24 protein-coding genes are annotated in these 24920 nt (G+C 44.3%); 10 read left to right on the top strand and 14 right to left on the bottom strand.

What is annotated here, in order from left to right; translation table 11 throughout:
- Positions 1 to 138 precede the first annotated feature (138 nt).
- On the top strand, positions 139 to 1698 hold the full coding sequence (locus tag F6K63_RS05940) for a hybrid sensor histidine kinase/response regulator (RefSeq protein ID WP_131827023.1): 1560 nt from the start codon (positions 139 to 141) through the stop codon (positions 1696 to 1698).
- Between the two features lie 14 nt (positions 1699 to 1712).
- Here F6K63_RS05940 and F6K63_RS05935 read toward each other — a convergent pair whose 3' ends face one another.
- The gene (locus F6K63_RS05935) at positions 1713 to 1889 is read right to left on the bottom strand and encodes a hypothetical protein (protein ID WP_287311233.1); all 177 of its coding nucleotides are present in this window, start codon (positions 1887 to 1889) and stop codon (positions 1713 to 1715) included.
- A gap of 23 nt (positions 1890 to 1912) precedes the next feature.
- Here F6K63_RS05935 and F6K63_RS05930 point away from each other — a divergent pair, with 23 nt between their 5' ends.
- From F6K63_RS05930 to F6K63_RS05920, 3 genes are all read left to right on the top strand, one after another.
- The gene (locus F6K63_RS05930) at positions 1913 to 2128 is read left to right on the top strand and encodes a hypothetical protein (RefSeq protein ID WP_287311231.1); all 216 of its coding nucleotides are present in this window, start codon (positions 1913 to 1915) and stop codon (positions 2126 to 2128) included.
- A gap of 730 nt (positions 2129 to 2858) precedes the next feature.
- Entirely contained in the window at positions 2859 to 2993 is a 135-nt protein-coding gene (locus F6K63_RS05925) for a hypothetical protein (RefSeq protein WP_287311229.1), read from the top strand.
- A gap of 1098 nt (positions 2994 to 4091) precedes the next feature.
- Entirely contained in the window at positions 4092 to 4223 is a 132-nt protein-coding gene (locus F6K63_RS05920) for a hypothetical protein (protein ID WP_287311227.1), read from the top strand.
- On the opposite strand, the gene ftsH2 is transcribed toward F6K63_RS05920, so the two are convergent.
- Positions 4214 to 6100 carry an ATP-dependent zinc metalloprotease FtsH2 gene (gene ftsH2, locus F6K63_RS05915; protein ID WP_287263502.1) on the bottom strand — a complete coding sequence of 629 codons (1887 nt, stop codon included), beginning with the start codon at positions 6098 to 6100 and terminating at the stop codon, positions 4214 to 4216. The two genes, F6K63_RS05920 and ftsH2, sit on opposite strands and share 10 nt — an antisense overlap.
- A gap of 480 nt (positions 6101 to 6580) precedes the next feature.
- Entirely contained in the window at positions 6581 to 7792 is a 1212-nt protein-coding gene (cpcD/petH, locus tag F6K63_RS05910; protein ID WP_287250785.1) for a bifunctional rod-capping linker CpcD/ferredoxin--NADP reductase PetH, read from the bottom strand.
- 568 nt (positions 7793 to 8360) lie between these two features.
- Between cpcD/petH and F6K63_RS05905 the strand changes: the two genes are divergently transcribed.
- Together F6K63_RS05905 and F6K63_RS05900 are read left to right on the top strand one after the other, a co-directional pair.
- The gene (locus F6K63_RS05905) at positions 8361 to 9371 is read left to right on the top strand and encodes a phosphoribulokinase (protein WP_008179669.1); all 1011 of its coding nucleotides are present in this window, start codon (positions 8361 to 8363) and stop codon (positions 9369 to 9371) included.
- 95 nt (positions 9372 to 9466) lie between these two features.
- Positions 9467 to 9823: a hypothetical protein gene (locus tag F6K63_RS05900; RefSeq protein ID WP_044492275.1), complete on the top strand. Its 357-nt coding sequence runs from the start codon at positions 9467 to 9469 to the stop codon at positions 9821 to 9823.
- A 188-nt stretch (positions 9824 to 10011) separates the two neighbouring features.
- Here F6K63_RS05900 and F6K63_RS05895 read toward each other — a convergent pair whose 3' ends face one another.
- The 3 genes from F6K63_RS05895 to mnmG form a co-directional block, all read right to left on the bottom strand.
- Positions 10012 to 10599: a TIGR04376 family protein gene (locus F6K63_RS05895; protein WP_008179675.1), complete on the bottom strand. Its 588-nt coding sequence runs from the start codon at positions 10597 to 10599 to the stop codon at positions 10012 to 10014.
- A 582-nt stretch (positions 10600 to 11181) separates the two neighbouring features.
- Positions 11182 to 12336, bottom strand: a complete 1155-nt coding sequence (locus F6K63_RS05890) for a hypothetical protein (RefSeq protein ID WP_287311225.1) — start codon at positions 12334 to 12336, stop codon at positions 11182 to 11184.
- A 149-nt stretch (positions 12337 to 12485) separates the two neighbouring features.
- Positions 12486 to 14396 (bottom strand): tRNA uridine-5-carboxymethylaminomethyl(34) synthesis enzyme MnmG, encoded by a 1911-nt coding sequence (mnmG, locus tag F6K63_RS05885; RefSeq protein ID WP_008179680.1) that lies wholly within the window; start codon positions 14394 to 14396, stop codon positions 12486 to 12488.
- Between the two features lie 243 nt (positions 14397 to 14639).
- On the opposite strand from mnmG, the gene F6K63_RS05880 reads away from it, so the two are divergent.
- Positions 14640 to 14816: a hypothetical protein gene (locus F6K63_RS05880; protein WP_287250779.1), complete on the top strand. Its 177-nt coding sequence runs from the start codon at positions 14640 to 14642 to the stop codon at positions 14814 to 14816.
- Between the two features lie 127 nt (positions 14817 to 14943).
- On the opposite strand, the gene gatC is transcribed toward F6K63_RS05880, so the two are convergent.
- The 4 genes from gatC to map form a co-directional block, all read right to left on the bottom strand.
- Entirely contained in the window at positions 14944 to 15234 is a 291-nt protein-coding gene (gatC, locus tag F6K63_RS05875; RefSeq protein ID WP_008179681.1) for an Asp-tRNA(Asn)/Glu-tRNA(Gln) amidotransferase subunit GatC, read from the bottom strand.
- Positions 15235 to 15621: 387 nt separating this feature from the next.
- The gene (locus tag F6K63_RS05870) at positions 15622 to 16143 is read right to left on the bottom strand and encodes a photosystem I assembly protein Ycf3 (RefSeq protein WP_287250777.1); all 522 of its coding nucleotides are present in this window, start codon (positions 16141 to 16143) and stop codon (positions 15622 to 15624) included.
- A gap of 1755 nt (positions 16144 to 17898) precedes the next feature.
- On the bottom strand, positions 17899 to 18048 hold the full coding sequence (locus F6K63_RS05865) for a hypothetical protein (protein ID WP_158026457.1): 150 nt from the start codon (positions 18046 to 18048) through the stop codon (positions 17899 to 17901).
- Between the two features lie 576 nt (positions 18049 to 18624).
- Positions 18625 to 19461, bottom strand: a complete 837-nt coding sequence (map, locus tag F6K63_RS05860) for a type I methionyl aminopeptidase (RefSeq protein WP_287311223.1) — start codon at positions 19459 to 19461, stop codon at positions 18625 to 18627.
- Positions 19462 to 19713: 252 nt separating this feature from the next.
- Between map and F6K63_RS05855 the strand changes: the two genes are divergently transcribed.
- Entirely contained in the window at positions 19714 to 20166 is a 453-nt protein-coding gene (locus F6K63_RS05855; RefSeq protein WP_287251943.1) for a MerR family transcriptional regulator, read from the top strand.
- Positions 20167 to 20184: 18 nt separating this feature from the next.
- Here the strand turns inward: F6K63_RS05855 and F6K63_RS05850 are convergent, their stop codons facing one another.
- Positions 20185 to 20832: a hypothetical protein gene (locus F6K63_RS05850; protein ID WP_287251941.1), complete on the bottom strand. Its 648-nt coding sequence runs from the start codon at positions 20830 to 20832 to the stop codon at positions 20185 to 20187.
- 139 nt (positions 20833 to 20971) lie between these two features.
- Between F6K63_RS05850 and F6K63_RS05845 the strand changes: the two genes are divergently transcribed.
- On the top strand, positions 20972 to 22252 hold the full coding sequence (locus F6K63_RS05845; protein WP_008179691.1) for an urease accessory protein UreH domain-containing protein: 1281 nt from the start codon (positions 20972 to 20974) through the stop codon (positions 22250 to 22252).
- 154 nt (positions 22253 to 22406) lie between these two features.
- Complete coding sequence (locus tag F6K63_RS05840) at positions 22407 to 22847, top strand: hypothetical protein (protein WP_287311221.1); 441 nt, start codon at positions 22407 to 22409, stop codon at positions 22845 to 22847.
- Positions 22848 to 23092: 245 nt separating this feature from the next.
- Here F6K63_RS05840 and F6K63_RS05835 read toward each other — a convergent pair whose 3' ends face one another.
- From F6K63_RS05835 to upp, 3 genes are all read right to left on the bottom strand, one after another.
- Positions 23093 to 23341: a YggT family protein gene (locus tag F6K63_RS05835; RefSeq protein ID WP_008179693.1), complete on the bottom strand. Its 249-nt coding sequence runs from the start codon at positions 23339 to 23341 to the stop codon at positions 23093 to 23095.
- Between the two features lie 128 nt (positions 23342 to 23469).
- On the bottom strand, positions 23470 to 23805 hold the full coding sequence (locus F6K63_RS05830; protein ID WP_008179694.1) for a ssl2009 family thylakoid membrane protein: 336 nt from the start codon (positions 23803 to 23805) through the stop codon (positions 23470 to 23472).
- A gap of 296 nt (positions 23806 to 24101) precedes the next feature.
- A complete protein-coding gene (upp, locus tag F6K63_RS05825; protein WP_008179696.1) occupies positions 24102 to 24752 on the bottom strand; it encodes a uracil phosphoribosyltransferase in 651 nt (216 codons plus the stop codon).
- Between the last annotated feature and the right edge of the window lie 168 nt (positions 24753 to 24920).

Raw genomic sequence — 24920 nt, 5'->3', positions numbered from 1 at the left:
GAGTCCATTTGCTTCTAAAAGTCCCCCAGAATTGGGGGATTTAGGGGGCTTGGATGTAGCAAATGAGACTTCTCAGACAACCTCTGAGATAAACCGTTATTAACGCTTACTATAATAACAGTATAAACTAGCTTAAATATGATGAATACTGAACAAAACAATGCTCCTATAATCCTGGTCGCCGATGATGATAAACAAACCCGGATAATGCTGCGTACAATTATGGAAAATGAGGGATATAACGTCGAAGATGTAGGAGATGGGCAGCAGTGTCTGGCAGCTTATACTGAGCTAAAACCCGATATAGTCTTGCTGGATGCTATGATGCCAGTGATGGATGGGTTTATGTGTTGCGCCCAAATCCAAAAGCTACTTAAAAATGAATCAACACCAGTATTAATGATTACTGGACTTAATGACCAAGCTTCCGTTGATTGGGCATTTCAAGTCGGAGCAACGGATTATATAACTAAACCCATCCAACCATCAGTTCTAAGGAAGCGTGTCCGTCGTCTGATCGAAGCTAATCGAGCAGAAAAAACCTTACGGGAGAGGGAGAAACAATATCGTTCTGTGGTAGAAAGTGTTAAAGAAGTGTTTTTTCAAATCGATGCCACTGGACACTGGATATTTCTCAATTCCGCCTGGACTACTTTCACTGGCTTTACTGTAGAAGAAAGTCTAGGGAAAAATTGCCTAAAATTTATTGATCCTGATGATCAGGAACGTTATCAACAATTGTGGCAGTCTCTAGTCAACGGTGAAAAGGATTCCTTTAAACATGAAATAAGATATGTTACCAAAACAGGGAAGTGCCGCTGGGGGGAGATTAATATTCATTCAAGCTTGATGATTGATGGTGTGGTTACCGGTTTTTCTGGTATGCTACAAGACACCACTGAACTTAGAAAAGCTCAAGCTTTAGAAAAAGAGAAAATCAAATTGGAAGCGGATATCCAAGAACGAGAACGTCGCTCAGAAATCATTCGTAAATCCCTAGAACAGGAAAAAGAACTCAGTGAACTTAAATCTCGGGTTATTAGTACGATATCTCATGAGTTTCGTACTCCAATGATGATGATTCAATCGTCTACCGAATTGCTAGCTAAGTACAGTGAGAAATTGTCAGAAGATAAAAGACTGAAACATTTTCAACAAATTGGATGGGCAGTTGAACACATGAATCAACTCCTGACCAATGTGATTTTCCTAGATAAAACTGAATCAGGGGAACTTGATTGTCATCCTGAATACTTGAATCTAGAGAAACTATGCCAAAAAATTATTAATAATTTACAGGTTACTTTAAGTAGTGACTATAAAATAGATTTTTCTACTCAGAGTAATTCTAGTCAAGTTAATTTAGATGAACAGTTAGTTGGACAAATTTTGACTAATATACTATCTAATGCGGTTAAATATTCTCCCCAAGGAGGCATCATTAAGTTTGACGTATTTTGTCAGCCAGAAGAAGCAATTTTAACTATTCGGGATTCAGGGATTGGTATTCCGTCAAAAGAAAAGCAACGAGTGTTTGACTCTTTCTATCGAGCCACTAATGTTGGTGCTATAAAAGGAACAGGATTAGGTCTGGCTATTGCTAAAAAATGTGTTGAATTGCATCGGGGTAAGATTAACCTGGACAGCGAAGTTGGTGTGGGAACAAAGTTTCAAGTAATCTTGCCATATTTGGATTAATCAATATAGCGGTTTTAAATTGGGTGAGGTAGTTTAGTAAAGGGAACAGGGAACAGGGAGTCGGGAGTCGGGAGTCGGGAGTCGGGAGTCGGGAGTCGGGAGTCGGGAGTCGGGAGTCGGGGTTGCGGAAAATGAACAAAATTACAACAATCCCCGACTTTTGAAAAAGCCGGGAAAACATAGTATACCAATCATAAATGAATTGTGAGAATTTTTGTTCTCTTTTCCCTACTCCCGTCTTGATGCAGTCGCTCATGGGGGAAACCCCCAAGACTGCGCTGCATCGCTACTCCCTGTTCCCTGTTCCCTGTTCCCTGTTCCCTTTGGTATAGGTATTGGCATTTGGATGGGGAAAATCGTCCTCGCTTCAGCTCGGGTGAAATATGGGGCTAAACAGGTCTTGCCCTTGATAAAAATCCCTCAACCATGAGGGTTGTAGCTGACGGGTTTACCTGCTGAAGTCCGTCATTTTTTTTATCGGGCTTTCAGCAGGTATGAGGACTTAGGATTTGACAAATTGACGGTAATGTGATATATGGTTTAATTTTTTTTGCAACAATTTTATGGGAGATTGAGTAGGAACCGGAATGTAGGGTTTGAGATGAGGTTTGAGATGAGTAGTATGAGGTTTGAGATGAGTAGTATGAGGTTTTACATGAGGTTTGAGATGAGTAGTATGAGGTTTGAGATGAGTAGTATGAGGTTTTACATGAGGTTTGAGATGAGTAGTATGAGGTTTGAGATGAGTAGTATGAAGTTTGAGATGAGTAGTATGAGTTTTTATATGAGTTTTTATATGAGTTTTTATATGAGTTTTATTAGATTAAAAACTGTGAAAAATACTAAGATAATTATGTGTAGGGGAACCAAAGAATTTAATCACTTCTTTTTTCCTACAATCCATTTGTAAACAGTCAATCTAACAGGAGTTAGTTATGCCAATTGTTAAAAGTGTTAATGGTGATGAACACCAGCATATCTAAGGTGGTGTTGAGGCAAACGGCCAAAACCTTTGGGGTGAAGGCTTCAAACTTTGCGAGCTAGATCCGGACAAACAAGGGAAGTACAAAATAAAATTTGACAAGAAATTTAAGGAAAAGCCTGCAATAACCACTTCAATTTATACTGATGAGAGTTATTATACCAATAGCACAGCTGGCATGTCTGTTTCAGTACACAATTTTAAACAAGAGACTGATGGTGATTATGTTGAATTCTGGACTACAGACCAAAATGGCTTTGTAGATGCTGCTTTCAGCTTTATTGCTTTTGGTGATGCGAAGTCTCAACCTTAAACTCCACCTGAAGGGAATAAATAGCGGTTATAGCCCTTGTGTAGCAAGGGCTACAGCAGAGGAATAAAAAAAAGATAGGTCAAATATAGTAACCCTGACCTATCTACCAAAAATGAGGCGTTGCTGATTCTAGGTATGGTTTCGCCCCCCTAGGGCGTGTTTTCAAAGTTTTCCGCAAGATTATGATCCCCCCCAGCCCCCCTTAAAAAAGGGGGGAGCCATACTCAAAGTCCCCCGAGCGAGGGCTTTAATAAAACCAGATGATCGCGCATTCATTCCTTAATTCAGCAACGCCGAAACTCAATCACTGTAAGCGTTTCAAAATCGTTTTTTTAAAACGATCACGCTGTACAATTTAACTAATGGTTAATTTGTACAGTAATTGGAAGGTTTCAACAGTTTGACCAAAAAAATGGGTTTCAAGCCCCGTCCTTCTAGGACGGCTTTTCCGGAATCTATCCAACAAAAGGTGTATACTTTATTAAGTGTGTAGCCTAGCACAGGCAGGATTCGTCGGTACTGCCTCCAACCCCAACGACGTAAAGCGATGCTAGTACACGAGGCGCGAAAAACCTCTCAAACCCATGGATATTAACAGATACCGAAACCCAGTAAAGTAAAGAATCAAAATGATAATGTACCGTGGGGCACACGGAAACAAGGATTCGGATATTCTGAATCTTAAACGCTTAGGGAGATAAGCCCACTGGGGTTAGTTAAATTAGGCTTGATTCTTGGTTATTTATAACGGGTTTACGGCTTAAGTATTGCCTTCCAGGATAGCTAACTTTAAGGTATATCGCAGAACTAAGAATCTCCGCGCCTTAAGGCCGGGGAGTGTCAAAGGTCTAATTCTCAGAGGGTTTAATTGGTACGCTGATTTTATTTCTCTTCCATAGCCATTGATCTTCATAGAAATGATTCAAGGATGTGATTCTTTAAATCACATCCTTGAATCATTTCTATGGAATTAGTCATTAAAACAACGAGAATCCAGGCGTTGCATCAGTCAAGTAATGAATAGGAGATTAGTGGGCATCCTGCCCGCAAGGGCAAGATCAAGGGACGGGCAAGATGCCCATTCTACAGGTGCGACCCGTGGCGAATTTAATTCGCCACGGTCAAGTGTCCACTAACCTTCAACCTTCAACCTTCAACCTTCAACCTTCAACCTTCAACCTTCAACCTTCAACCTTCAACCTTCAACCTTCTTCAAGCCCTTATAACTGAGGTACATACTGTGGCTTCTCAGGCACATCGGTGTACTCAGCCACAATTTGACGGAACTCCTCACCATCAATAGTTTCTTTCTCAATCAACAGATCCACCAATCGGTCAACCGCATCTCGATTATCTCGAATGATATCTCGTGCTTCTTGATGGCAATGTTCTACAATTTGACGAACTTGCTGATCAATCCGAGCAGCAACCTCTTCAGAATACTCTGCCCTAGACATTAATCCGGCACCGAGAAAGACTTCTCCCTCTTGGCTTTCCAAGGACAGAGAACCTAAGTCACTCATGCCGTAGCGAGTTACCATTTGCCGTGCGATTCCAGTCAATTGCTGCAAATCACCACCGGCACCAGTAGTGACTTCCGCATCACCGAATACTTCTTCTTCCGCAGCTCGACCGCCTAACGCTCCAGTAATGCGAGCCAAAAGCTGAGATCTGGTAATTAAACCTTGCTCTTCACTAGGAGTAAACCAGGTTAGACCTTGAGCTTGTCCCCGGGGAATCAGGGTAACTTTCTGTACGGGGTCGTGATCCTTGACTAGGGTACCAATAATAGCGTGACCAACTTCATGATAAGCAATCAATCGCTTGTTCTTGCTATCTACCAGGGGAGTACCTTCCATCCCAGCCACTACCCGGTCAACCGCATCATTGATTTCCAGCATTGTAATCGCTTCTTTGCGACGGCGAGCAGTCAGGATAGCAGCTTCATTGAGCAGGTTGGATAAATCAGCACCAGTGAATCCAGGGGTCCGTCTTGCGATCACTTCGATGGAAATTTCTGAAGCCAGTTTTTTATCCCGAGCATGGACTTCCAAAACCTTAATCCTCCCTTTGAGGTCTGGGGGATCTACCATCACCTGGCGGTCAAAGCGTCCGGGACGTAACAGAGCTGTATCCAGAACATCCGCACGGTTAGTAGCAGCAATCACGATAATGCCGGTGTTTCCTTCAAACCCGTCCATTTCCGTCAGCAATTGGTTTAGGGTTTGCTCCCGTTCATCATTACCACCACCAATTCCAGCTCCCCGTTGCCGTCCTACCGCATCAATTTCATCGATAAATATCAAACAAGGGGCATTTTCCTTAGCTTTTTTGAACAAGTCACGAACCCTAGAGGCACCAACACCCACGAACATTTCCACGAATTCGGAACCAGAGATACTAAAGAAAGGCACTCCTGCTTCACCAGCGATCGCTTTTGCTAAGAGGGTTTTACCAGTTCCAGGAGGACCGACCAGCAGCACACCTTTTGGTATTCGTGCTCCGACAGCGGTAAACCGTTCCGGTTGCTTAAGGAAGGTAACTACTTCTTCGAGTTCCTCTTTCGCTTCTTCGATACCGGCGACATCATCAAACAGGACCCCAGTTTTCGCTTCCATCATGAACCGCGCCCGGGATTTCCCGAAATTCATCGCTTGACCAGGACCACCATTCATGTTGCTGGAGCGACGGAATAGGAAAAATAATCCTGCAATCAAGAGAATCGGAAAAATTAAATTCCCCAGCAGTCCCCAAATTGCCCCATCATTGCGAGCGGGATGGGATGTCAGAGCAACATTAGACTCTCTAAGCTTAGAAATCAGTTCCGGCGCACTAATTGGCAGATCTACTCGCAGCCGTTGTAAGCGGTTATCAAGATCCACATCCACAGCTTCTACAATCGCTGTGCGACCACTATCATAGAGGTCAACACTAGTGACTCTACCGGAATCAAGATAATCCAAGAAGCGACCATAGGTCATGCGAGTACTGGCGGTATTACTACCCATATTCCCGGTAGTACTGGCAAATGTTCCCTGCCAAAAGAAAAAACCAATGACTAGGGCAGGTAATGTCCAGAGTAGGAGTATTCTCCAAGAAAATTTCATGTTTTATTCGCCTCTATTACTGGTAACGAATGCTGGTATCACCCTGTTAGGGAGGATCTGATTACAAAGCAAATCAAGATCAAATATCCATTCAATACCCTAAAACCGTTTGCCTATAGTATTAGAACTTACGAAGTTTAGTTGGTTTTGCCCCCCTGCCCCCCAATTTTGGGGGGTAATGATGTCAAAGTACCCCAGAATTGGGGGATTTAGGGGGCACTTGCGTAATTCCTGAGTATTTTTGTATTTTTGGTCAATACCTTTGAGGGGTATTGCCACATAACTCGTGATAACACAAGTTATTGTAACGTTATTTTAACTAAATTTAACATAAATCTCATTCTGTGAGCAAGGTAGTTAGAATCAACTCAAATAAACAGTAGCGCGCCTGTGTCCCTCAGCCCTATGGCCAAAAGAAACAGACGCGCTAGTTTGCTCTAAATCCTCCTTTTGGAGGATTTACTTTATACCAGCCGTAACCTAGTAGGTTTCAACGTGCCAGCGATGTGCTTTCTTCATTTGCTGTCTGTATGTAGTCCAATCTACATCCTCCTTAGCAGCTGCAGCAGTCAAAGCCTCATCAATACCACCTTCCATACCTTTTAATCCGCAGATGTAGGTATGGGTGTTTGGTTGCTGCATCAGCTTCCACAACTCGTCAGCATGTTCCGCCACCCTGTGCTGGATATACATCTTGCCCCCTTCAGAATTCTTCTGCTCACGGCTAATGGCATAGGTGAGGCGGAAGTTATCTGGGTTATTCTGCTGCATTTCTTCTAAATCATCTTTGTAGAGGATGTTAGGGGTAGTAGAAATACCAAAGATCAGCCAAGCCAAGCCCTTGAACTTGTAATCTTCGTGCTGCTCTTTAAACATCCGCCATAGGAAAGCGCGGAATGGTGCAATACCAGTGCCCGTTGCCATCATGATGATATTGGCATTGGGGTCCGATGGCAGCAACATCTCCTTACCGACCGGTCCAGTGATTTTAACATCATCCCCTGGATTCATATTGCACAGGAAAGTAGAGCAAACACCGTTTACGGTTTCCCCAGTTTCCGGATGTTTGTACTGCAGCTGTCTGACACACAGGGATACTGTCTTATCATCCAGGTCATCGCCGTGACGAGTAGAAGCAATGGAGTACAGACGAAGCTTGTGGGGTTTGCCTTTGTCATCAGTACCCTCGGGAATAATACCAATACTTTGACCTTCGAGATACCGCAGATCACCTCCAGAAAGGTCAAATTTGAGGTGACGGCAATTACCAATACCCCCTTCCCGGACTAGTTGTTCGTTTGATATACACTTACCAATGAAGGGGTTTTTGGGTCGATAGGTATTGACAGGGATATCATCTTTGGCCTTTTTGGGTTTCGCTTGAGTCATAGGCTTAGTTGTGTTTTCTGACTGGGTAGGCTTAGTTGTGTTTTCTGACTGGGTAGGTTGTGTTTGAGCCACTGACCCATTAGCGGCACTACTGGATAAAGGTTTAATGCTTACAATCTTCCCTCCCATGCGAGCAATACGCTGCATTTCCTGCTTCATGCGGTTATAGGGCACCGTCAACAAAACTGTGCCACTCTGACGAATCGGTCCATTTTGACGAAGACCGACTACCTCATAAAGGTAAGTGCGACTACCAAATTCTGTAACAGTGCTGGAATTAGTAGACTCGCTAGGACTGTACATTGCTTCTATTGCTCCAAACCAAACTGACTATGTATTGCTAACTATGTATTGCTAAGACTTGCCTTGGCACCACAAACAGACTCACGGTCGATGGGTGAGCGGCTAGCTAGTAATAACCCCGAATAATGCCTTATTAGCGTAACATTGTAAAGCTATGCCCAGTAATGTTTTTGGTTTATCAGGGAGAGAATTAGTGTAGAGGCACTGGTAGGCACTACTCTCAAGTTACATGATCAGTAACTCAAAAACTGTAAATCCTGAGTCAGTTTAATTTTTTCTTTAAAAAATGCCCAACAAACCTTAGCATAAGTACTAAGCGAGGTAATGCTACTGACAATCAGCCTTGTATAAGCAATCTGGTTTTGGTAGAATCCACTATGAGCAGCTAGTAGTAAATACTTAAGCAGAGCTTGGCTTTGGTCTTCCCTAGTGGTTAGTACTTAAGCGAGTGGATTTATGGTGGCATGTTATCAAGCACCACTATAAGCGTGTGTCAGATTGCTCCCAGGCTTGGGCTTTGGCTTACTGAAAACTGATTTGAGAATATGTTTTACGTTAGAGGGAAGATATGACCACAGATCTGGAGAGGGTGGTAGTTATAGGAGTTGCTGGAGACTCAGGATGCGGGAAATCAACGTTTCTGAAGCGTTTGACCGACCTATTTGGCCAGGAGTTCATGACGGTGATTTGTCTGGATGACTATCACAGTCTGGATCGCAAACAGCGCAAAGAAAAAAGGGTTACTGCCCTTAATCCTAAAGCAAATAACTTTGACTTGATGTATGAGCAAATCAAAGCGCTAAAAGAAGGTCGGGGCATAGACAAACCTATTTACAACCATGAGACCGGTGAAATTGATCCACCAGAACGGGTTGAGCCAAATAAAGTCATAGTCATTGAAGGTCTGCACCCTCTTTATGATGAGCGGGTGCGTGAGCTGGTTGACTTCGGCGTTTACCTAGACATTAGCGATGAAGTCAAAATCCAATGGAAAATCCAGCGGGACATGGCAGAACGGGGCCACCGTTATGAGGATATCCTAGCGTCGATTGAAGCTAGACGTCCAGACTTTGAAGCTTACATTGAAGTCCAGAAGCAATACGCTGATGTGGTCATTCAAATCTTTCCCACACAGCTGCTTCAGGGAGAGGCAGCTAAGGAAAGCAATCTACTGCGGGTGCGCCTACTTCAGAAGGAAGGGGTGGAAAACTTCGACCCAGTTTATCTGTTTGATGAAGGGTCAACCATCGACTGGAGACCTTGTGGTCGCAAGCTAACCTGTGCTTATCCTGGTCTGAAAATGTACTATGGGCCAGACAGCTACATGGGTAACGAAGTCTCTGTACTAGAGGTAGATGGTCAGTTCGATAACCTAGAGGAGATGATTTACATCGAAAGTCACCTCAGCAAGACCTCAACCAAGTACTATGGAGAGATGACCGAGTTATTGCTCAAGCACACCGATTATCCTGGCTCTAACAACGGTTCTGGGTTGTTCCAGGTTCTCGTTGGTCTGAAGATGCGGTCAACTTATGAAAGCTTAGTATCTGGTGAAGCCAAAGTAGCAGCCAAGGTGTAGTATGGTCTACAGGAGCTGATGGATAAATGTTTGCGTGACTCCAATTCCATCAGCTTCCTCAGACGGAACAAACCGAATCAGAGCATAAGATTGGCATGGTATCGGATAGAGTTATAAGAATTTGGATAGCCAGTGTTTTGGTGTTTTTTGTTATGGTGGAAATCTACCAGTGGGTTAGACACGTAACTCTACCACTACCGGTGTTTATCTTAGCAGGAGCCTTATTAGCGATCGCTTCTAACTATGGCAAGCATCCAGGCTGGATTTTTCGCCAGCCTTCCTTCCCATCTGATTCATCTGATGCCAATCCAAGCCAAGGCAGCCAAGACCAAGACATTGCCAATACTGCTAAATTAAACGCTACAAAGCAGTCCTTATTTCCTACCTTGCCTCTCCCACAAAAATCAATTTCTTTTATTATTAATCGTCCTTTTGAAAAAAAAGATGGATGAAGAATTCATGTCATCTTTCAGCCGTTGGGCTTTGTCTCACCCTAAGCGATCAGCTTTGTGGATCAGGCTTCTAGCCTGTGAAATAACTCAGATGAAACGAATGCTTACCTCTTTGATTCAAAAGCTGATACGCGACACGCTGATAGCTGATAGCTGATACGCGACACGCTGATAGCTGATAGCTTAGATCAACCGTTCATATTCCGCTTCATTTGCTCCAACTCTTCATCCATTTCCCAGCTTTTAAACTGTTGCTCTAAAGGGTCTACACCAGAAGGGATATTGTATTGGTTACTGTTGGTAGTCTGATTCCAGGCAAATGTCTGGGAGTTCTGCTTAGGCTGAGAACTTGCGCGAGCTGCTGCTGTATCTCTAGCTTTAGCCTGCACTTCAGCGCGATGGTTTTTAATCTGTTCTTGGAGTTCCTTGGCTTTCGTAATTCGCTGTTTAACCCCTTCCATCTGGCCCCAAAGCTGATTGCCTTGACGTAACAGAGCTGCTTCTCGCTCTTGAGCTGCTTTAGCCCAATCAAATCTGTTGTGGGACTTCGCCTTGTCAATACGCTCATGCCAACGTTGAATGTCTTTGGCAACGGCGAGAATTTGGTCTTGCAACCGCTTTTCCTGTTGCTGTAAGTCAATAATTAGCCGCAGTGTGTCTTTTTCTTGCTCGCGCAACTGCTCCTCTAGTGCCTGTAACTCTAGATGAGGATTGTTGCGGAGAAATTCTTCTAGACGACTTTCTAGAAATCGATTCAGGTCTTCAAATAGTCCCACTGCACCACTATCCTATATCCTATTAGATCATATATTTTTAACTCTGTTATATCAACATATCTCAGCTTATCTGAAATAGCTACAGGAATGGTATAGCAGAAGTCAGAAGTCAGAAGTCAGAAGTCAGAAGTCAGAAGTCAGATGTCAGATGTCAGATGTCAGATGTCAGATGTCAGATGTCAGATGTCAGATGTCAGATGTCAGATGTCAGATGTCAGATGTCAGATGTCAGATGTCAGATGTCAGATGTCAGATGTCAGATGTCAGAAGTCAAACTCTTGCGCTTACAAAGGGTGTGAGAATTTTGTCATCTCCTAACTGCCCTGGCGACTGCTATAACTATAGTTAGTTATGAATAGTTAATTTAAAATTGGGCATTGGGATTTGTGCGATCGCGATCGCACAAATCGGGTACGCGATTGGCCTTTGGCCACGCTACGCGTACGCATACATAATATAATCGACTATAAAATACCATTGGCAATTGGCAACCGAGCCATCCTGTTGTTAATTTCCTTAGAGCGTTAGAATTTGTTTTTTAAATTCGATATGGTGATTTATTACAGTCATGATCTTACATAACTAAAAATGTTGTCCAACGTAAATTGAACGAACTTCACCATTGCGTCGAATCACTGCTTCCTGATTATCTACAGAGACTAGAGTCCAACCGCTATTAGCAATTGCTTCCCCCAGCTTAACCCGTTGGGTAACACCATCAATTTTAAACAAAGCAGCAGATTGTTCTCCTAGCTCCAGTAATCCCACCAAGGTATGTTTGATGGCAGGTGATGAGGGTGGGGGAGGTGGGGGCGGAGGGAGTCGGTCAAGAGTAGCGGTGGGCAGGGGGTCTGGGATTGGTGGTGGCGGTAATTCTAGAATAGTTGGTGGTGGTGGTTCTAGAACAGCATTTGACGGTGGTTTCGGGATTGGTGATGGTTTAGGTGTAATTTTAGGGGTGGTAGGAGGGGATGGTTTAACTGGCGCTGATGGCGCTGAGGATGCTATGGCAGGATCAGGGGTTGGAACCTTTTCAATCGGGATGTAATAAACTCGTTCTAAGACACGTTCTTTGACAGCAGTTGGTGGTGCAGTTGGTGCTGAATTATGAGCTACCGGACGATTGGGAGGCGTGGGGTTTGGTAATGATTGGGCGATCACAGGCTTTTTGATAGCTTTTGCTTTGCGGTCAATCACTTCTAGCGATCGCAACATATAGTTAATAAACTGGGCATCAGGTTCTGAGACTTTGCCTTGTTGAACTGATCCCAAAGCCACTAAGTTGTTCAACCATGACCAAGTTAGCTTTCCCTGGCTAGTCAGCCACATCATTGTGATTGCTGATAGGGACAGTAAGGCTAAAGCCCATAGGAGCTTGTCTAAAAACTGACCAGAGTGATCGGCGACAGTACTAGAGTTAGTATCTGCCGTTGTCGTTTCCAACTCACTTGAGGTGGTTTCGGCTAACTCCTGTGTTGAGGGGAGTGGGGATTCCAGAAACGGAATGATTGCCCCTGGTATGGGAATTTTCGGGATTGCTATCGGTTCCAAGGAGACATAGTCTGGCTCAGGGGGTTCTGTCGGCAACTCGCAGCCGTTCTCAATCATTTGGTACAGATCCCCAAATAAATCATCCATTAACCTATCGGCTTCAGCATCTACCGACCATGGCTGAATGGGAAGGGGAGGGTTCAACCGCTCTGTTGATTTTTCTTTGGTAATCACATCCTGAGACATCGATGGTATCTCTCGTTACTATGACTATGACTATATCTTTCAGAAGATTATCTTCCGAGACCCAAAACTAGACTTTTCTATGGGAAAAATCCTCCCATGGTTGGATATCCCGTCTGGTGATCAACCAGGGAGCAATAACGAACCTGAAATTAGGGAGCCACAACAGCAGTGAACTTTCGTTCCCGCACCTCTAGATATACCAGCAAGGCATTGATATCTGCTGGATTAACCCCGCCAACTCTGGATGCCTGACCAATAGTCATAGGTTTGACCTGGCTAAGCTTTTCACGAGACTCCTTGGATAGAGTTTCAATAGCAGCATAATCCAAATCTGGTGGTAACTGCCGATTAGCTTGCCGAGAAACTTGGTCAATTTGCTTTTGCTGACGCTTAAGATAACCATCATATTTTAGATCAATTTCTGCTCCTTCCCGTTCCGACTGATTCAGGTTAGGGTCACCGAGTCCATATTGGTCTAGATTGACATAGTGGAAACCAGGACGACGTAGTAACTCAGCTAAGGTAATCGAGTTTTTGATCTTTTGCTGGGTATCGGATGCGATCGCAATTCCGATTGGATCATGTTCCTTAATCCGTACCGACTGGAGTCGGGCTTTTTCTGTGGTGATGTTTCCCTGTTTTTGTTGATACAGCTGCCACCTACGGTCATCAATCAAACCCAGTTTCCGTCCTAAAGGAGTCATACGGCGGTCAGCGTTATCGGACCGCAATAGTAACCGATACTCCGAACGGCTAGTCAGCATTCGGTAAGGTTCCCGCAGGTCTTTGGTACACAAATCGTCAATTAACGTGCCGATATAGCTTTCTTCCCTAGGAAACACCACCATTTCCTGATGGCCTACATAGCGCACTGCATTAATTCCCGCTACAATCCCCTGAGCTGCTGCTTCTTCGTAGCCAGTGGTACCATTAATTTGTCCAGCGCAGAACAATCCCTCAATTTTTTTAGTCATCAGTGTTGGATAACACTGAGTCGCTGGTAAATAATCATACTCAACCGCATAAGCAGGACGGAGCATAGCGCAATTTTCTAATCCCGGAAGAGTTTGCAATAGCTGCAACTGCAAATTCTCTGGTAATCCAGTAGAAAATCCCTGGATATAGAGTTCTGGAATATCTCGTCCTTCTGGTTCAATAAAAATCTGGTGGCTTTCCTTATCAGCAAAGCGCACAATTTTATCTTCAATACTAGGGCAGGAACGGGGTCCTTTAGCCTCCACCCAGCCTCCATAGATTGGGGATAGATGAAGATTGTCCCGAATCAACCGGTGAGTCTCAGAAGTCGTACGGGTCAGATAGCAATACATCTGCTCTCGTTCGACCCACACATCTGGGTCAAAGCTAAACCAGCGCACCTCCTCATCCCCTGGTTGAGGTTCCAAGTTGCTGTAATCTACGGAGCGCTTATCTACCCGTGCGGGGGTTCCCGTCTTGAGTCGTCCCGTTTCAAAGCCTAAGCGGTTAAGGGTTTCAGTCAACCCAATTGCCGCAAATTCCCCAGCCCGTCCTGCTGACATGGACTTGTTTCCCACCCAGATCCGTCCACCCAGGAAAGTCCCAGTTGTCAAGATTACTGCCGATGCTTGGAAAGCCACACCGAAGTAAGTCTGAACACCTATCACCTGATCATTAGCCCCTAGCACCAAATCCGTGACCATGGCTTCCCGGAGAGTCAAGTTTTCTTGATTTTCTACAATCTCCTTCATCACAGCCGCATATTCTCGCTTATCCGTCTGCGCTCGCAAAGCCCAAACCGCTGGTCCCCGTGAACAGTTCAGTACCCGCTTTTGCAGGTAGGTACGGTCAGCCATTTTGCCAATTTCTCCACCCAAAGCATCTACCTCATGGGTGAGTTGAGACTTGGCCGGTGCTCCCACTGCTGGGTTACAGGGTTGCCAAGCAATTTTGTCTAGGTTGAGGGTAAGTAGGATAGTACGACAGCCCAACCGTGCTGAAGCTAGGGCGGCTTCACAACCAGCGTGTCCCGCGCCAACTACAATCACATCAAAGGCATCTTGGAAATCTACTTGGGAATGCATGGGTCTAAGGAAGGATCAGAAATCAAAGGTGAGGAATTCACTACCATAAAATGGTGTGTTTTTTATAGTTTAATTGAAAAATTTATGGTTTATTTTGATAGTTAACCCTCAACCGTCAACCATCAACCATCAACAACAAACTATTAGTTAACCCTTTCAACCCCAGTTATCCTTCAGTGTAAGCATTCAGCGGTCAGCGGTCAGCGGTCAGCTTAAAATCAACCCAGCGTAGCGAAAAGCTTTGTGGCACAGGCTTTGGCCTTGGCCTTTTGGCCTTTTGGCCACGCTACGCGAACGGCCACGCGTGCGCGTTTGGCCACGCTGTGCGAACGACGCTGTGACTTAACTCAGATTAAACGAATACTTACCTATTGTAGTATTAACGGTTTCCTCCTCAATCATCGTGCCCATAGCACATAAGCTGTTCGCGTAGCGTGCGCGTAGCGCTAATCGCTGTTCGCTGATAACTGATAGCTAATAGCTGATAGCTGATACGCGACACGCTGATAGCTAATAGCTGATAGCTGATACGCGACACGCTGATAGCTTACCCTTCAGTGATAATTTTTGGCACTCTGAAGAAATCACCATCCTGCTCAGGAGCTTCCCTGAACATACAATCCCTGTCAGTATAGGGTTTGAGAGTATCCAGTCGAGTCACATTGCTAATATCAATCGCCCGTGTAGTGGGCGGCACATCCTCAGTATCTAATTCACTCAGCTGTTGAAAATATTCGAAAATACTACTCATCTGAGCTGCCAATTTCTCCTCTTCCTCTGCTTTCAGTTCTAAACGAGCAAGATTGGCAACTTTTTGGACTTGTTCGCGGTCTATCATAATTTGGTTATAAAAAGGCTTAGCCGAAATCAAAAACTATAAAGACTATCGTAAGCATATGCGCTACAGATGGTGCTACTTGAGGTGCGGTCAGCTGTCAGCTATCATGTTTAAAATAAAGCTAGTTCCCGTAGCATGGGCATTGAGCAAACGGGATAATTTAATAGTTCGAGATTAATGATAATTCAAAGTCTGGGGATTTGCCCATCAGCCAAAGACTATGAATCCCTGGCAGTAGAGATAACAAAGATTAAACGAATGCTCATCTGTTTTATTCAAAAGCTTTCCACTTAGCCTGTGCTTAGAGCATTAGCTGATAGCTGATACGCGACACGCTGATAGCTGATAGCTTACAGACTATCAAATTTATTAACTAGAAGCTAGCCGCTAAAAGTAAACATCCATCGTAGAACGACCTGTAGTTTTCAGCCAGTTTTGGGCTTCAATGTAGTTATTAGGAGCAAGGCGAATAGCTCGTTTCCAATAATCAGCCGCTTTGTCATACAAAGCTTCTGCCCCCTCACTATCCCCAGCTTCCTTAGACTGTTCACCTTGATAATGGTAAATTACGGCTACATTATTAAGGGCCTGAGGCATACGGGGGTTGATATCAAGAGCCTGATGATAGAGTTCTAAAGCACGCTCATGCTCACCATTACTGGCTTGAATCAGCCCCATGTTGTAGATAATAAAGCTGCGGTCGTTGGGGTCTTCCTCCAGTTCCAACGCTTTTTTGTAATTATCCATAGCTTCAGCATATTCCCCATCCGCTTGAGCTGACATACCATCTCGGTAATAGACAAAAGCTTCCTTGGCTTGCTTATTGGTAGGCAGAACCTTTAAGAGGATGTCTGCCATCACCGTAAAGGTTTTATCGATAAAGTTATCGTTGCGTTGAGTGCGTGGCATAGTTACGTGGGTCTATAGTCTTCACCTTGTAGATCATCCTATCTCGTCATGTCAGCATTTAGCTATGAACCTCTCAGCAGTTAGCTCAACAATCCAGGAAAACTTAAGCATTGATTGGGCTAACTGCCGCAAGTACATGATTTACCTTGAACACCCCTCAATAAGCTGATATAGCGCGTAGTGCTATAGCTCAAGTCATGCCTGTGTTATAGCAGTCGCCAGGGCAGTTAGGACATGACAAAAGTCTCACACCCTTTGTAAGCGATGCAGAGGTGCGACCCGTGGCGAATTTAATTCGCCAAGGTCAAGCGCACCTAAGCGGTCTTGGGGGTTTCCCCCATGAGCGACTGCATCAAGAAGCGCAAGAGTTTGACTTCTGACAAATGACTTCTGACAAATGACTTCTGCTATACCTAGAGCGTCAACTGACTTACTGTTATAGAACTTCATTAACACATCTATTTATATATGTCAATAAAAATATGTGTTAAAATATCAGTAAAATCACTTAGAATAAAAGCATGGTAGATGAACCCTGATAATTATCCCCGGAGCTCCAGTTTCCGGGGTTTTCTCTAGGGGTCTATTGATAATTAATACAACTTTCGAGGAACGGTCTTGCCGCTAGTCGTCAATCATCCCCTGCTAAACCTTCCGGATAGTGGAGAAGTAACTCAGAAGAAAGAAATGGTAGATGCACCCTAATAATTACCCCCGAAGCTCACGGTTCGGGGGTTTTCTTTGGTAGATGCTGCCATAGACCATAACTTGGCTGTCAGCTAAAAGTAAAGTCCTCTCTAGGTTTAGCAATCATATAGAATCTTTAGCCATACCTTAGCTTCCGGATTTCAGTAACATCACTCAGAAGAAATAAATGGTAGATGCACCCTAATAATTACCCCTGAAGCTCACGGTTCGGGGGATTTTTTTTGGTAGATGTTGCCATCAGCTCCTCAGCTGGCTGTTGGCTAAGAGTAAATTTATCCCGTGGGTTTTGTGATTGATTGACTAGTAAATTGACTAGTAATCCTTCCGGATATCAATCCCATCAATCAGAAGAAAGAAATGGTAGATGCACCCTGATAATTACCCCTGAAGCTCACGGTTCGGGGGATTTTTTTTTAGGTGCGCTTTCCGGATTAAGAATTAAATTCGCCACGGGTCGCACCTGTAGATGTTGTCATCAGCTCCTCAGCTGGCTGTTGGCTAAGAGCAAATTTATCCCGTGGGTTTTGTGATTGATTGACTAGTCAATTGACTAGTAATCCTTCCGGATATCAATCCCATCAATCAGAAGAAAGAAATGGTAGATGCACCCTGATAATTACCCCTGAAGCTCACGGTTCGGGGGATTTTTTTTTTTAGGTGCGCTTGCCGTTGGCGAATTAAATTCGCCACGGGTCGCACCTGTAGATGTTGCCATCACCGCCTCAGCTGGCTGTTGGCTAAGAGCATATTTATCCCGTGGGTTTTGTGATTGATTGACTAGTCAATTTACTAGTAATCCTTCCGGATATCAATCCCATCAATCAGAAGAAATAAATGGTAGATGCACCCTAATAATTACCCCTGAAGCTCACGGTTCGGGGGTTTTCTTTTTTAGGTGCGCTTGCCGTTGGCGAATTAAATTCGCCACGGGTCGCACCTGTAGATGTTGCCATCAGCTTCTCAACTGGCTGTTGGCTAAGAGCAAATTTATCCCGTGGGTTTTGTTAGCCATTTAGTAGTCATCTTTCCGGATATCAATCCCATCAATCAGAAGAAATAAATGGTAGATGCACCCTGATAATTACCCCTAGGCTCAACGGTTTGGGGGTTTTCTTTTGAAACAGCTGTCGAATCCCTATCAAAGCTAATAGTTACCAGAGACATTCCGGCAATTTTTTCGACTATTTGATTGGTCATAGTTCCGGAGATTAGTAAAGTAACTAAGAAGAAAGAAATTAGATGCAACCTGATCAACACCCCTGAGATCTGATCGGGAGTTTTTTAGCAGTAGATAGATTGCGGTCTATGTAACTAGTTACTAGAAGCACCGTCCAACAATATTTTTCACCCATTTACTTTTCTGAGTGGGGTTGCGATGTGGATGCTCTCACCGCCTAGAGGAAACTTCCTTATTATAAGGCTACATTGATTGGGTGATGATGATTGCTCAGAAAAGACTGAGTGCCAAATAAATTAGCGCGTTAATCGTTTTTAATCCCAGCTCTGACGAGACTGGGTTTTAAAACTTCGCGCTTACTTGCGATCAAGTATCCCGGCTGTTAACAGCCAGAAATTTGGTAGTTTTTAGAAATAGTCCCAACCCAATATATCATACCTAATCTGGTAAGCAATAGCTATGGCTTGGGAGAAAATGGTACACCTAGACCATTTCCCCTGGAGTAGGAGATGCTCCTCTATTCACGCATACCGACTACCCACTGATAAGTTCCATGTGCCAGCAAGTCTTTCACTAGTTCATAAGTAACGCTATAGTTAGACCTTGGCACGATCAGTCAAGATTTCGTAGCCATCAGTTGTTACCAAAACCGTATGTTCAAACTGAGCGGATAGAGAATTATCGACCGTAACAACTGTCCAACGGTCAGATAGGGTACGTGTGAACTTAGTACCAGCATTCAAAATTGGCTCAATCGCCAGAGTCATCCCAGCACGCAGCTTGACATTCGGCAATTCCCGGGTGCGAAAGTTGAATACTGAGGGGTCTTCGTGTAGATTTCGCCCCACACCGTGACCCGTATAATCCTCCACTACACTATAGCCATAAGTTTGGGCATGGTCTTCAATCGCACCAGCAATGTCTAACAAGTACTTCCCTGCTTTAACCTGTTCGATGCCCTTGTAGAGGGTTTCATTTGCCACCCGAATTAATTGACTCGCTTCTGGTTTAACCTCTTCAATCGGAATAGTAATGCATGAGTCTCCGTGAAATCCCTGATAGTAGGCACCTGTATCAACTTTCAACACATCACCACTGCAAATTACTTTCTTGGCACTAGGAATACCATGAACTACTTCGTGATTAAGGCAGCTGCAGATCGACCCAGGAAAGCCGTAGTAGCCTTTGAAACTTGGGGTTGCTCCCATCTGACGGATCCGCTTTTCGGCATAGGTATCTAAATCCGCTGTGCTCATTCCTGGCTCAACCATTTCAGAAATTTCTTTGAGTACTGTTGCCACAATAGTTGCCGCCTGCCGCATGATCTCAATTTCACGCTCAGATTTGATTTCAATCCGTCGGCGTTTTTTCTTGGGACGGGAGGGATTAGAGGGATTAGTGACTCCTGAAAGCAGGTTACTTAGAATGTTCATTTGATAATTATTAGTTAATTAAGAATTATTAAAGAATTATTATATCTTTCGATTTTCTTTCTATTTTCGGTTCCTAGCTCTATTGAGTAAAAATTCCTAGCAGGATGGATCCCAACACTTCACTAAGAATAGGATAAATCCCCTCTTTCAACAAAAAGTTATTCCAGTTAAGCACAACTTGACATTAATGGTCGATTTTCATTATACTACATATGTCGGAATAGTTAATCAAATCAAGTTTAGAGTTAACTGATGAACAAGTGCGTTTGTACTACTGAAGCAGCATCTCTGTTAGGAATATCTTCTAGACGATTGAGACAACTCCTCCAAGACGGTCGCGTCCGGGGTGCCTATAAAAGCGGCAAATTCTGGATTATTCCTCTGTTCAATCATTTACCGCAAATCATCAAGGGCAGCCGTGGCCCAAAGGGCAAGTGGCGTAAAAGTCGTCCTCCGGCTCTAGCTAAGATCAATGTCAATCGCAATCGCATTGGTAGCAACAAAACTAAACGTCCCGAAGAGCGTCAGCCAGTGATTTCAGTGAAACGAAGCGGCAACAATCTATACGGCAACCAGGTCGAAATTCTTGGTCCGTGTCGGATTGTGTATCAACCGGATCACCCTCTTGATTGTGGTGCTCGTCTGTGGATCGAAACCTTTAGTGATATTCACTTTATCGGTGGTAGTTTTCCCGCCACTGCCTAGTAGAAGGTAGGGTTATATTTACTTTTTTCCGGTTGCCTTTTTCCATAACAACACACTTCCTATACCTAGGATGAGTAAGGCAAAAATCCCTATGGGCAACCACCACTGTAATAATTGAGGCTCTGATGGTGCAGTATCCTCGAAGGATTCTGAAAAGGATTCTGAGTGCTGGTTAAATTCAGGTTCAGTGGTAGGACTTGGCACAGTCGCAGTTTTTTTCCCAGGAGTGACTGTAACGTCGTACTTGATCTCAAATGGCTTAAAACTAGCTCCTGATTTAGGAGTACCGCTTAAGACTAACTCATAGACTCCCGCTTTAGGAAAGACTAGATCAGCTCCAGGAATACCAAGGTATTTTTCAGCTGATATAGCTTTGAGCTGTGGCTCAAGGATAGGGGAATTCCCTTGGTCTGATGAGGATTTAGAATAAACCACTAATTGACAGTCACATTGCTCTAGGGGAATGAGTTGTCCCCCTTGGCGAGTAAGGGCAAACCATGCTAGAGCAGGTTCTCTAGCGCGAGGATTGTGATTGGGTTCAATGTGGAAGGTAGCACCGACATCGGCAGAGGTTTTAATGTTGTGAGAAATTATCGGAAAATACTGCTCAGTTCTGAGTGCTGAGTTTTCAGTAGAGGAAATGTGGGATCGCAGTTGAATGGTCATGGGGGTTAACTCTTAATGCTAAGATTTCTTCAAAGATGCTCTTAGCTCCTAACCAGAAAATGCCGGAGATACAGAGGATATCGAAGATCACACATGAATCTTTTGATTATAAATTGCTATAAGTTCACAATAAGGATGAATGGCTGATGATAATATTTACCATAGTCTTATAGCTAAGGAACATAAGCACGGAATGGTTTTAGATTTGCTGCTGGTCATGACCCTAGGGTTTCTGGGCAGTTTTGGTCACTGTGTGGCAATGTGTGGACCTCTGACAGTGGCGTTTTCCCTATCTCAGCAGCAGGAAAAGTCTCCAAAGTGGCTCCATCAGCTGGGTTTTCATAGTCTCCTTAACCTAGGACGAACAATTAGTTATGCTCTTGTCGGAGCTGCACTTGGGGGTATGGGTTCGGTCTTGATTGCTAGTGGTCAGTTGGCTGGGATTGGCAGTGGATTGCGCCAAGCCATGGCAATTCTGACTGGTTTAATGCTTATTTGGTTTGGCTGTGTGCAGCTTAAACCCGATTGGATTCCCCGTCTGCCCCTATTACACCCCCTATCTAAAGGGATTGGGCATCAACGGCTGACGGTCGCGATGACTAAATTGTCTGGGGAATCTCAGTGGTGGACACCAGCCCTTTTAGGAGGAGTCTGGGGTTTGATGCCTTGTGGATTCCTGTATGCTGCTCAGATTAAAGCAGCGGAAATGGGTAATCTTTGGTGGGGAGCAGCAACGATGCTGGCCTTTGGACTGGGAACGATGCCCATGATGCTAGGAGTGGGTGTATCTGCATCTAGACTCAGTGTTAGCAAGCGCAGCCAGCTGTTTCGCCTAGGAGGCTGGGTTACCCTCACGATTGGTATTTTAACCCTTCTCCGTACCGATGCTATGGTGGATTACACCGGTCATGGGGCGCTGCTGTTACTGATGTTAGCTTTGATTGCTCGTCCGATTAGTCGTTTGTGGGCTGGGCTGTTACGCTATCGTCGGGCTTTAGGAGTGGGGGCATTTGTGTTGGCGATCGCTCATACATTTTTTAGGCTAGACCATGCCTTGAACTGGAAGTTAGATGCTATGGGGTTTATGCTACCGCAGCATAAGTGGGGTCTGTTAGCAGGAATTTTAGCCCTCGTGTTGATTACCCCAGCGGCTCTCACGAGTTTTGACCACTTACAGAAGGGTTTGGGCAAGCTTTGGCGACGGATTCATTTATTGAGTATCCCTGCTTTAGTCCTAGCTGCAATTCATGCCGTGATGATTGGTTCGAGCTACCTGGGACAGTTAGCTTTGACTGGAAACAACCATCTCAGAGCTGTCAGTTTGGGAATAATTACCTTAGGAGTTTTGCTAGTGCGATCGCGTATTGTTTGGTCAGGGTTATCCCTAGAAAAGTTCTACCTTCCCCCCAAATCTTGGTAATGGTTACTGATTTTACACTGAGCTTTTGACCCATCCACTTCAGTGTTAGCTATTCAGTATTACCTATAGTTAACAATATTTTCTCTGCTTCAAGCTAAACCCTATCCAATTTACATGTAAAGTAGCTATAATCGGTAAATTTTTGGTGGGCTTTATGGGATTGCGAAATTGGTTAACTGCTACTGCTGTAGCTTGTCTGATTTGGGTGATCAGCTCGGCATTTGCTCCCCCTGCGTTGGCTGTGATCCGCATTAAACTCTCCAACTTGTCTTCCCAGGAGTGTCCCTTAGAAATTGGGAAAGGCAGGGTGATCAGTGGTGGGGGTTCGGCTAGGCAGGCTAGTTGCTATCTGATCAAGGGTAAAGCCAAGAATCCCACTGGCAGAAAGGTGTTTGATGCTGATGTTTTTGGTCGTATCTTGGATGCCAATGGCAATAATACCTTCCCAAATCGGGGTCGCGTGGGGTTAATTGATGAAGTGGAACCAGGAACCAGTGATTTTGAAATCCAGGTTACGGTTCCTGCTAATGTAAAAACGCCTCTGATCCTTAAGGGTTTTAAGGCATCCGGTTTTAGGAACAGAATTGGTCGTTGACTGGTTCAGGCTTAAGTGCTGTCGCCCCTGTCTTGATGCAGCGCCATCTTGGTAAGGTCACCTCACCAAGACGGCTTAGGTGCGCCTGACCCGTAATTTAATTCGCCACGGGTCGCACCTATGCATCGTTTTCCCATTTATCCTTTACCTATTCTAGATAAGCTAAATTTAGAGCACGCTAATTTGATACTGTGAACAAGGATTAGAACTTACTATTCTGATTACAGCTGTTGATCACGGCTATGCTAAAACAGCCCAGCTACAATTTGTAGAAGAAAAATCGCCACTATGGGGGAAAAATCTATACCTCCAAGGGGTGGAATGAAGGAACGGAAAATATTCAGGTAAGGGTCAGTAATTGGACTTAAGACAGAAGCGACCTGATTCGCCCAATCCATTGTTTGAAACCAAGTTAACAGAATTCGGACAATTAATAGAACTAGATAGATTTGGATAAAGCTCTGGAGAGTGCTGGTGAGCAGTTCTGTAGCCATAGATTTATAAGCTTTCTTAGTAAGTTTGTATGAGTGTTATGCCTTGATGTTAAGTTTAACGGATTTAGATCACCCTGTGCCTGAAGACCAATGCAGTACAGCTTTAAAATGCCTAAAACAGAATTATTTCATGGCTCAAGCACCCGTTCATGTGTATTTGCCTCAGCTGTACCTTTCACTGTGCTGACTTGTTGACGTACATCGTCAATGGCTGAATTGAGCTGGGCAATTTTGTCTTCCAAACTCTGACGTGCCGCTTCAATGCTTGCTTCTGCCTTTAGTTCGCGCTTTCTAGCCCTAATTGCCTTAGGGTCTGAGCGCTCAGAATTTAACATAGACCGATCTTCCTCATCCTTTTGATTACTTTTACCAGCAGTAACCAAAGCGCCGATTAATCCACCTATCAATCCCCCGACTACTGCTCCAGTCAGGAATCCACTTGCAAAACCATCTTGCTGACTCATGTTGCTCTGTTGCCCTTGATTTGAAAAATGCAGCTTTTATCCAGATTAACCCATCAAGTTTGAGAGGATCTTGCTGATTAGACAAGGGGTTTGCTACCAGCCCTTAATTCATAATATCGTATCGGAAGCGTTTTAGACAAAGCTTTGAAAGCCCGGTCTGGTGAGCGAACCGGGAATGTGAACCTTGGAACCATGATCAGGAAGTCTAGGTAGAGGTGTTCCAGGCAACACCTCTACTATCAATTGGATTTGCTGTCTAAGTCTGTCAGGGTAATAGGGGCTTGTCGCGGTTTCGGTCAAGTTCCAAAAGCGCGATCGCCTGCATCACCCAAGCCTGGTACTATATATCCCTTACCATTGACTTCCTCATCAATCATGCCAGTGTAGATGGTCAAACTAGGATAATCTGCCCCCAACTTTTGTAAGGCTGGTGGTGCTGCTACCACGCTAATAATCCGTGTTAAATCTGGTGTTGCGCCTCGTTTTTTAAGTTCTGACATTGCCAACATCATTGTGCCACCAGTAGCCAGCATCGGGTCGAGAACTAGGACTCGTGTATTTGGGTCAAACTGATTGGGTAAGGTGTTCAGGTAAAAATTGGCTTGTAAGGTTTCCTCATTTCTGACCAGACCAAGGTGATAAACCGATGCCAAGGGCAGCAAAGTTTGGGCTCCATCTAAGAGCGCTAGTCCAGCCCGCAAAATTGGCACAACTACTATGGGTACTTCTGGATTCACCATAGTTACCTTGCACGGAGCTAGGGGAGTTTGCACTGTTAGTTCTTCATTCGGCAACCAATCCCGCATTGCTTCATAGGTCAACCAGCGTCCCAACTCGGTCATAGCGCTTTTGAACAATGGAGGTGGTGTCGAGGCATCACGGGCAACCCCTAGCCAGTGCTTAACTAGGGGATGGGGTGGAACATAGACACGTAGTTGGAGAGTCATAACAGCTAGTAACTATAAGAATTAGTGATAAACAAATTAGGTAGTGTTAGAGGAATTGGGCAGTAGGGTTTTTCGGAATAACCACAAGTCTTAATCTAGTTGATGATAGTTTCAAGTTTTACATTGATGAACACAGTATTAAGGAGTGTTTGCTTGATTCAAGCAAAC

The organism is Moorena sp. SIO1G6, assembly GCF_010672795.1.
Lineage (GTDB): Bacteria > Cyanobacteriota > Cyanobacteriia > Cyanobacteriales > Coleofasciculaceae > Moorena > Moorena producens.
The sequence above is the reverse complement of the archived record's forward strand: the minus strand, read 5'-3'. Positions and strand labels throughout refer to the sequence as shown.

Coding starts and splice junctions, on each gene's coding strand:
- F6K63_RS05940 (WP_131827023.1), top strand. CDS start 139: ATGATGAATACTGAACAAAACAATGCTCCTATAATCCTGGTCGCCGAT.
- F6K63_RS05925 (WP_287311229.1), top strand. CDS start 2,859: ATGTCTGTTTCAGTACACAATTTTAAACAAGAGACTGATGGTGATTAT.
- ftsH2 (WP_287263502.1), bottom strand. CDS start 6,100: ATGAAATTTTCTTGGAGAATACTCCTACTCTGGACATTACCTGCCCTA.
- cpcD/petH (WP_287250785.1), bottom strand. CDS start 7,792: ATGTACAGTCCTAGCGAGTCTACTAATTCCAGCACTGTTACAGAATTT.
- F6K63_RS05905 (WP_008179669.1), top strand. CDS start 8,361: ATGACCACAGATCTGGAGAGGGTGGTAGTTATAGGAGTTGCTGGAGAC.
- F6K63_RS05900 (WP_044492275.1), top strand. CDS start 9,467: ATGGTATCGGATAGAGTTATAAGAATTTGGATAGCCAGTGTTTTGGTG.
- F6K63_RS05890 (WP_287311225.1), bottom strand. CDS start 12,336: ATGTCTCAGGATGTGATTACCAAAGAAAAATCAACAGAGCGGTTGAAC.
- mnmG (WP_008179680.1), bottom strand. CDS start 14,396: ATGCATTCCCAAGTAGATTTCCAAGATGCCTTTGATGTGATTGTAGTT.
- gatC (WP_008179681.1), bottom strand. CDS start 15,234: ATGATAGACCGCGAACAAGTCCAAAAAGTTGCCAATCTTGCTCGTTTA.
- F6K63_RS05870 (WP_287250777.1), bottom strand. CDS start 16,143: ATGCCACGCACTCAACGCAACGATAACTTTATCGATAAAACCTTTACG.
- F6K63_RS05865 (WP_158026457.1), bottom strand. CDS start 18,048: ATGACCAATCAAATAGTCGAAAAAATTGCCGGAATGTCTCTGGTAACT.
- map (WP_287311223.1), bottom strand. CDS start 19,461: ATGAACATTCTAAGTAACCTGCTTTCAGGAGTCACTAATCCCTCTAAT.
- F6K63_RS05855 (WP_287251943.1), top strand. CDS start 19,714: ATGAACAAGTGCGTTTGTACTACTGAAGCAGCATCTCTGTTAGGAATA.
- F6K63_RS05850 (WP_287251941.1), bottom strand. CDS start 20,832: ATGACCATTCAACTGCGATCCCACATTTCCTCTACTGAAAACTCAGCA.
- F6K63_RS05845 (WP_008179691.1), top strand. CDS start 20,972: ATGGCTGATGATAATATTTACCATAGTCTTATAGCTAAGGAACATAAG.
- F6K63_RS05840 (WP_287311221.1), top strand. CDS start 22,407: ATGGGATTGCGAAATTGGTTAACTGCTACTGCTGTAGCTTGTCTGATT.
- F6K63_RS05835 (WP_008179693.1), bottom strand. CDS start 23,341: ATGGCTACAGAACTGCTCACCAGCACTCTCCAGAGCTTTATCCAAATC.
- F6K63_RS05830 (WP_008179694.1), bottom strand. CDS start 23,805: ATGAGTCAGCAAGATGGTTTTGCAAGTGGATTCCTGACTGGAGCAGTA.
- upp (WP_008179696.1), bottom strand. CDS start 24,752: ATGACTCTCCAACTACGTGTCTATGTTCCACCCCATCCCCTAGTTAAG.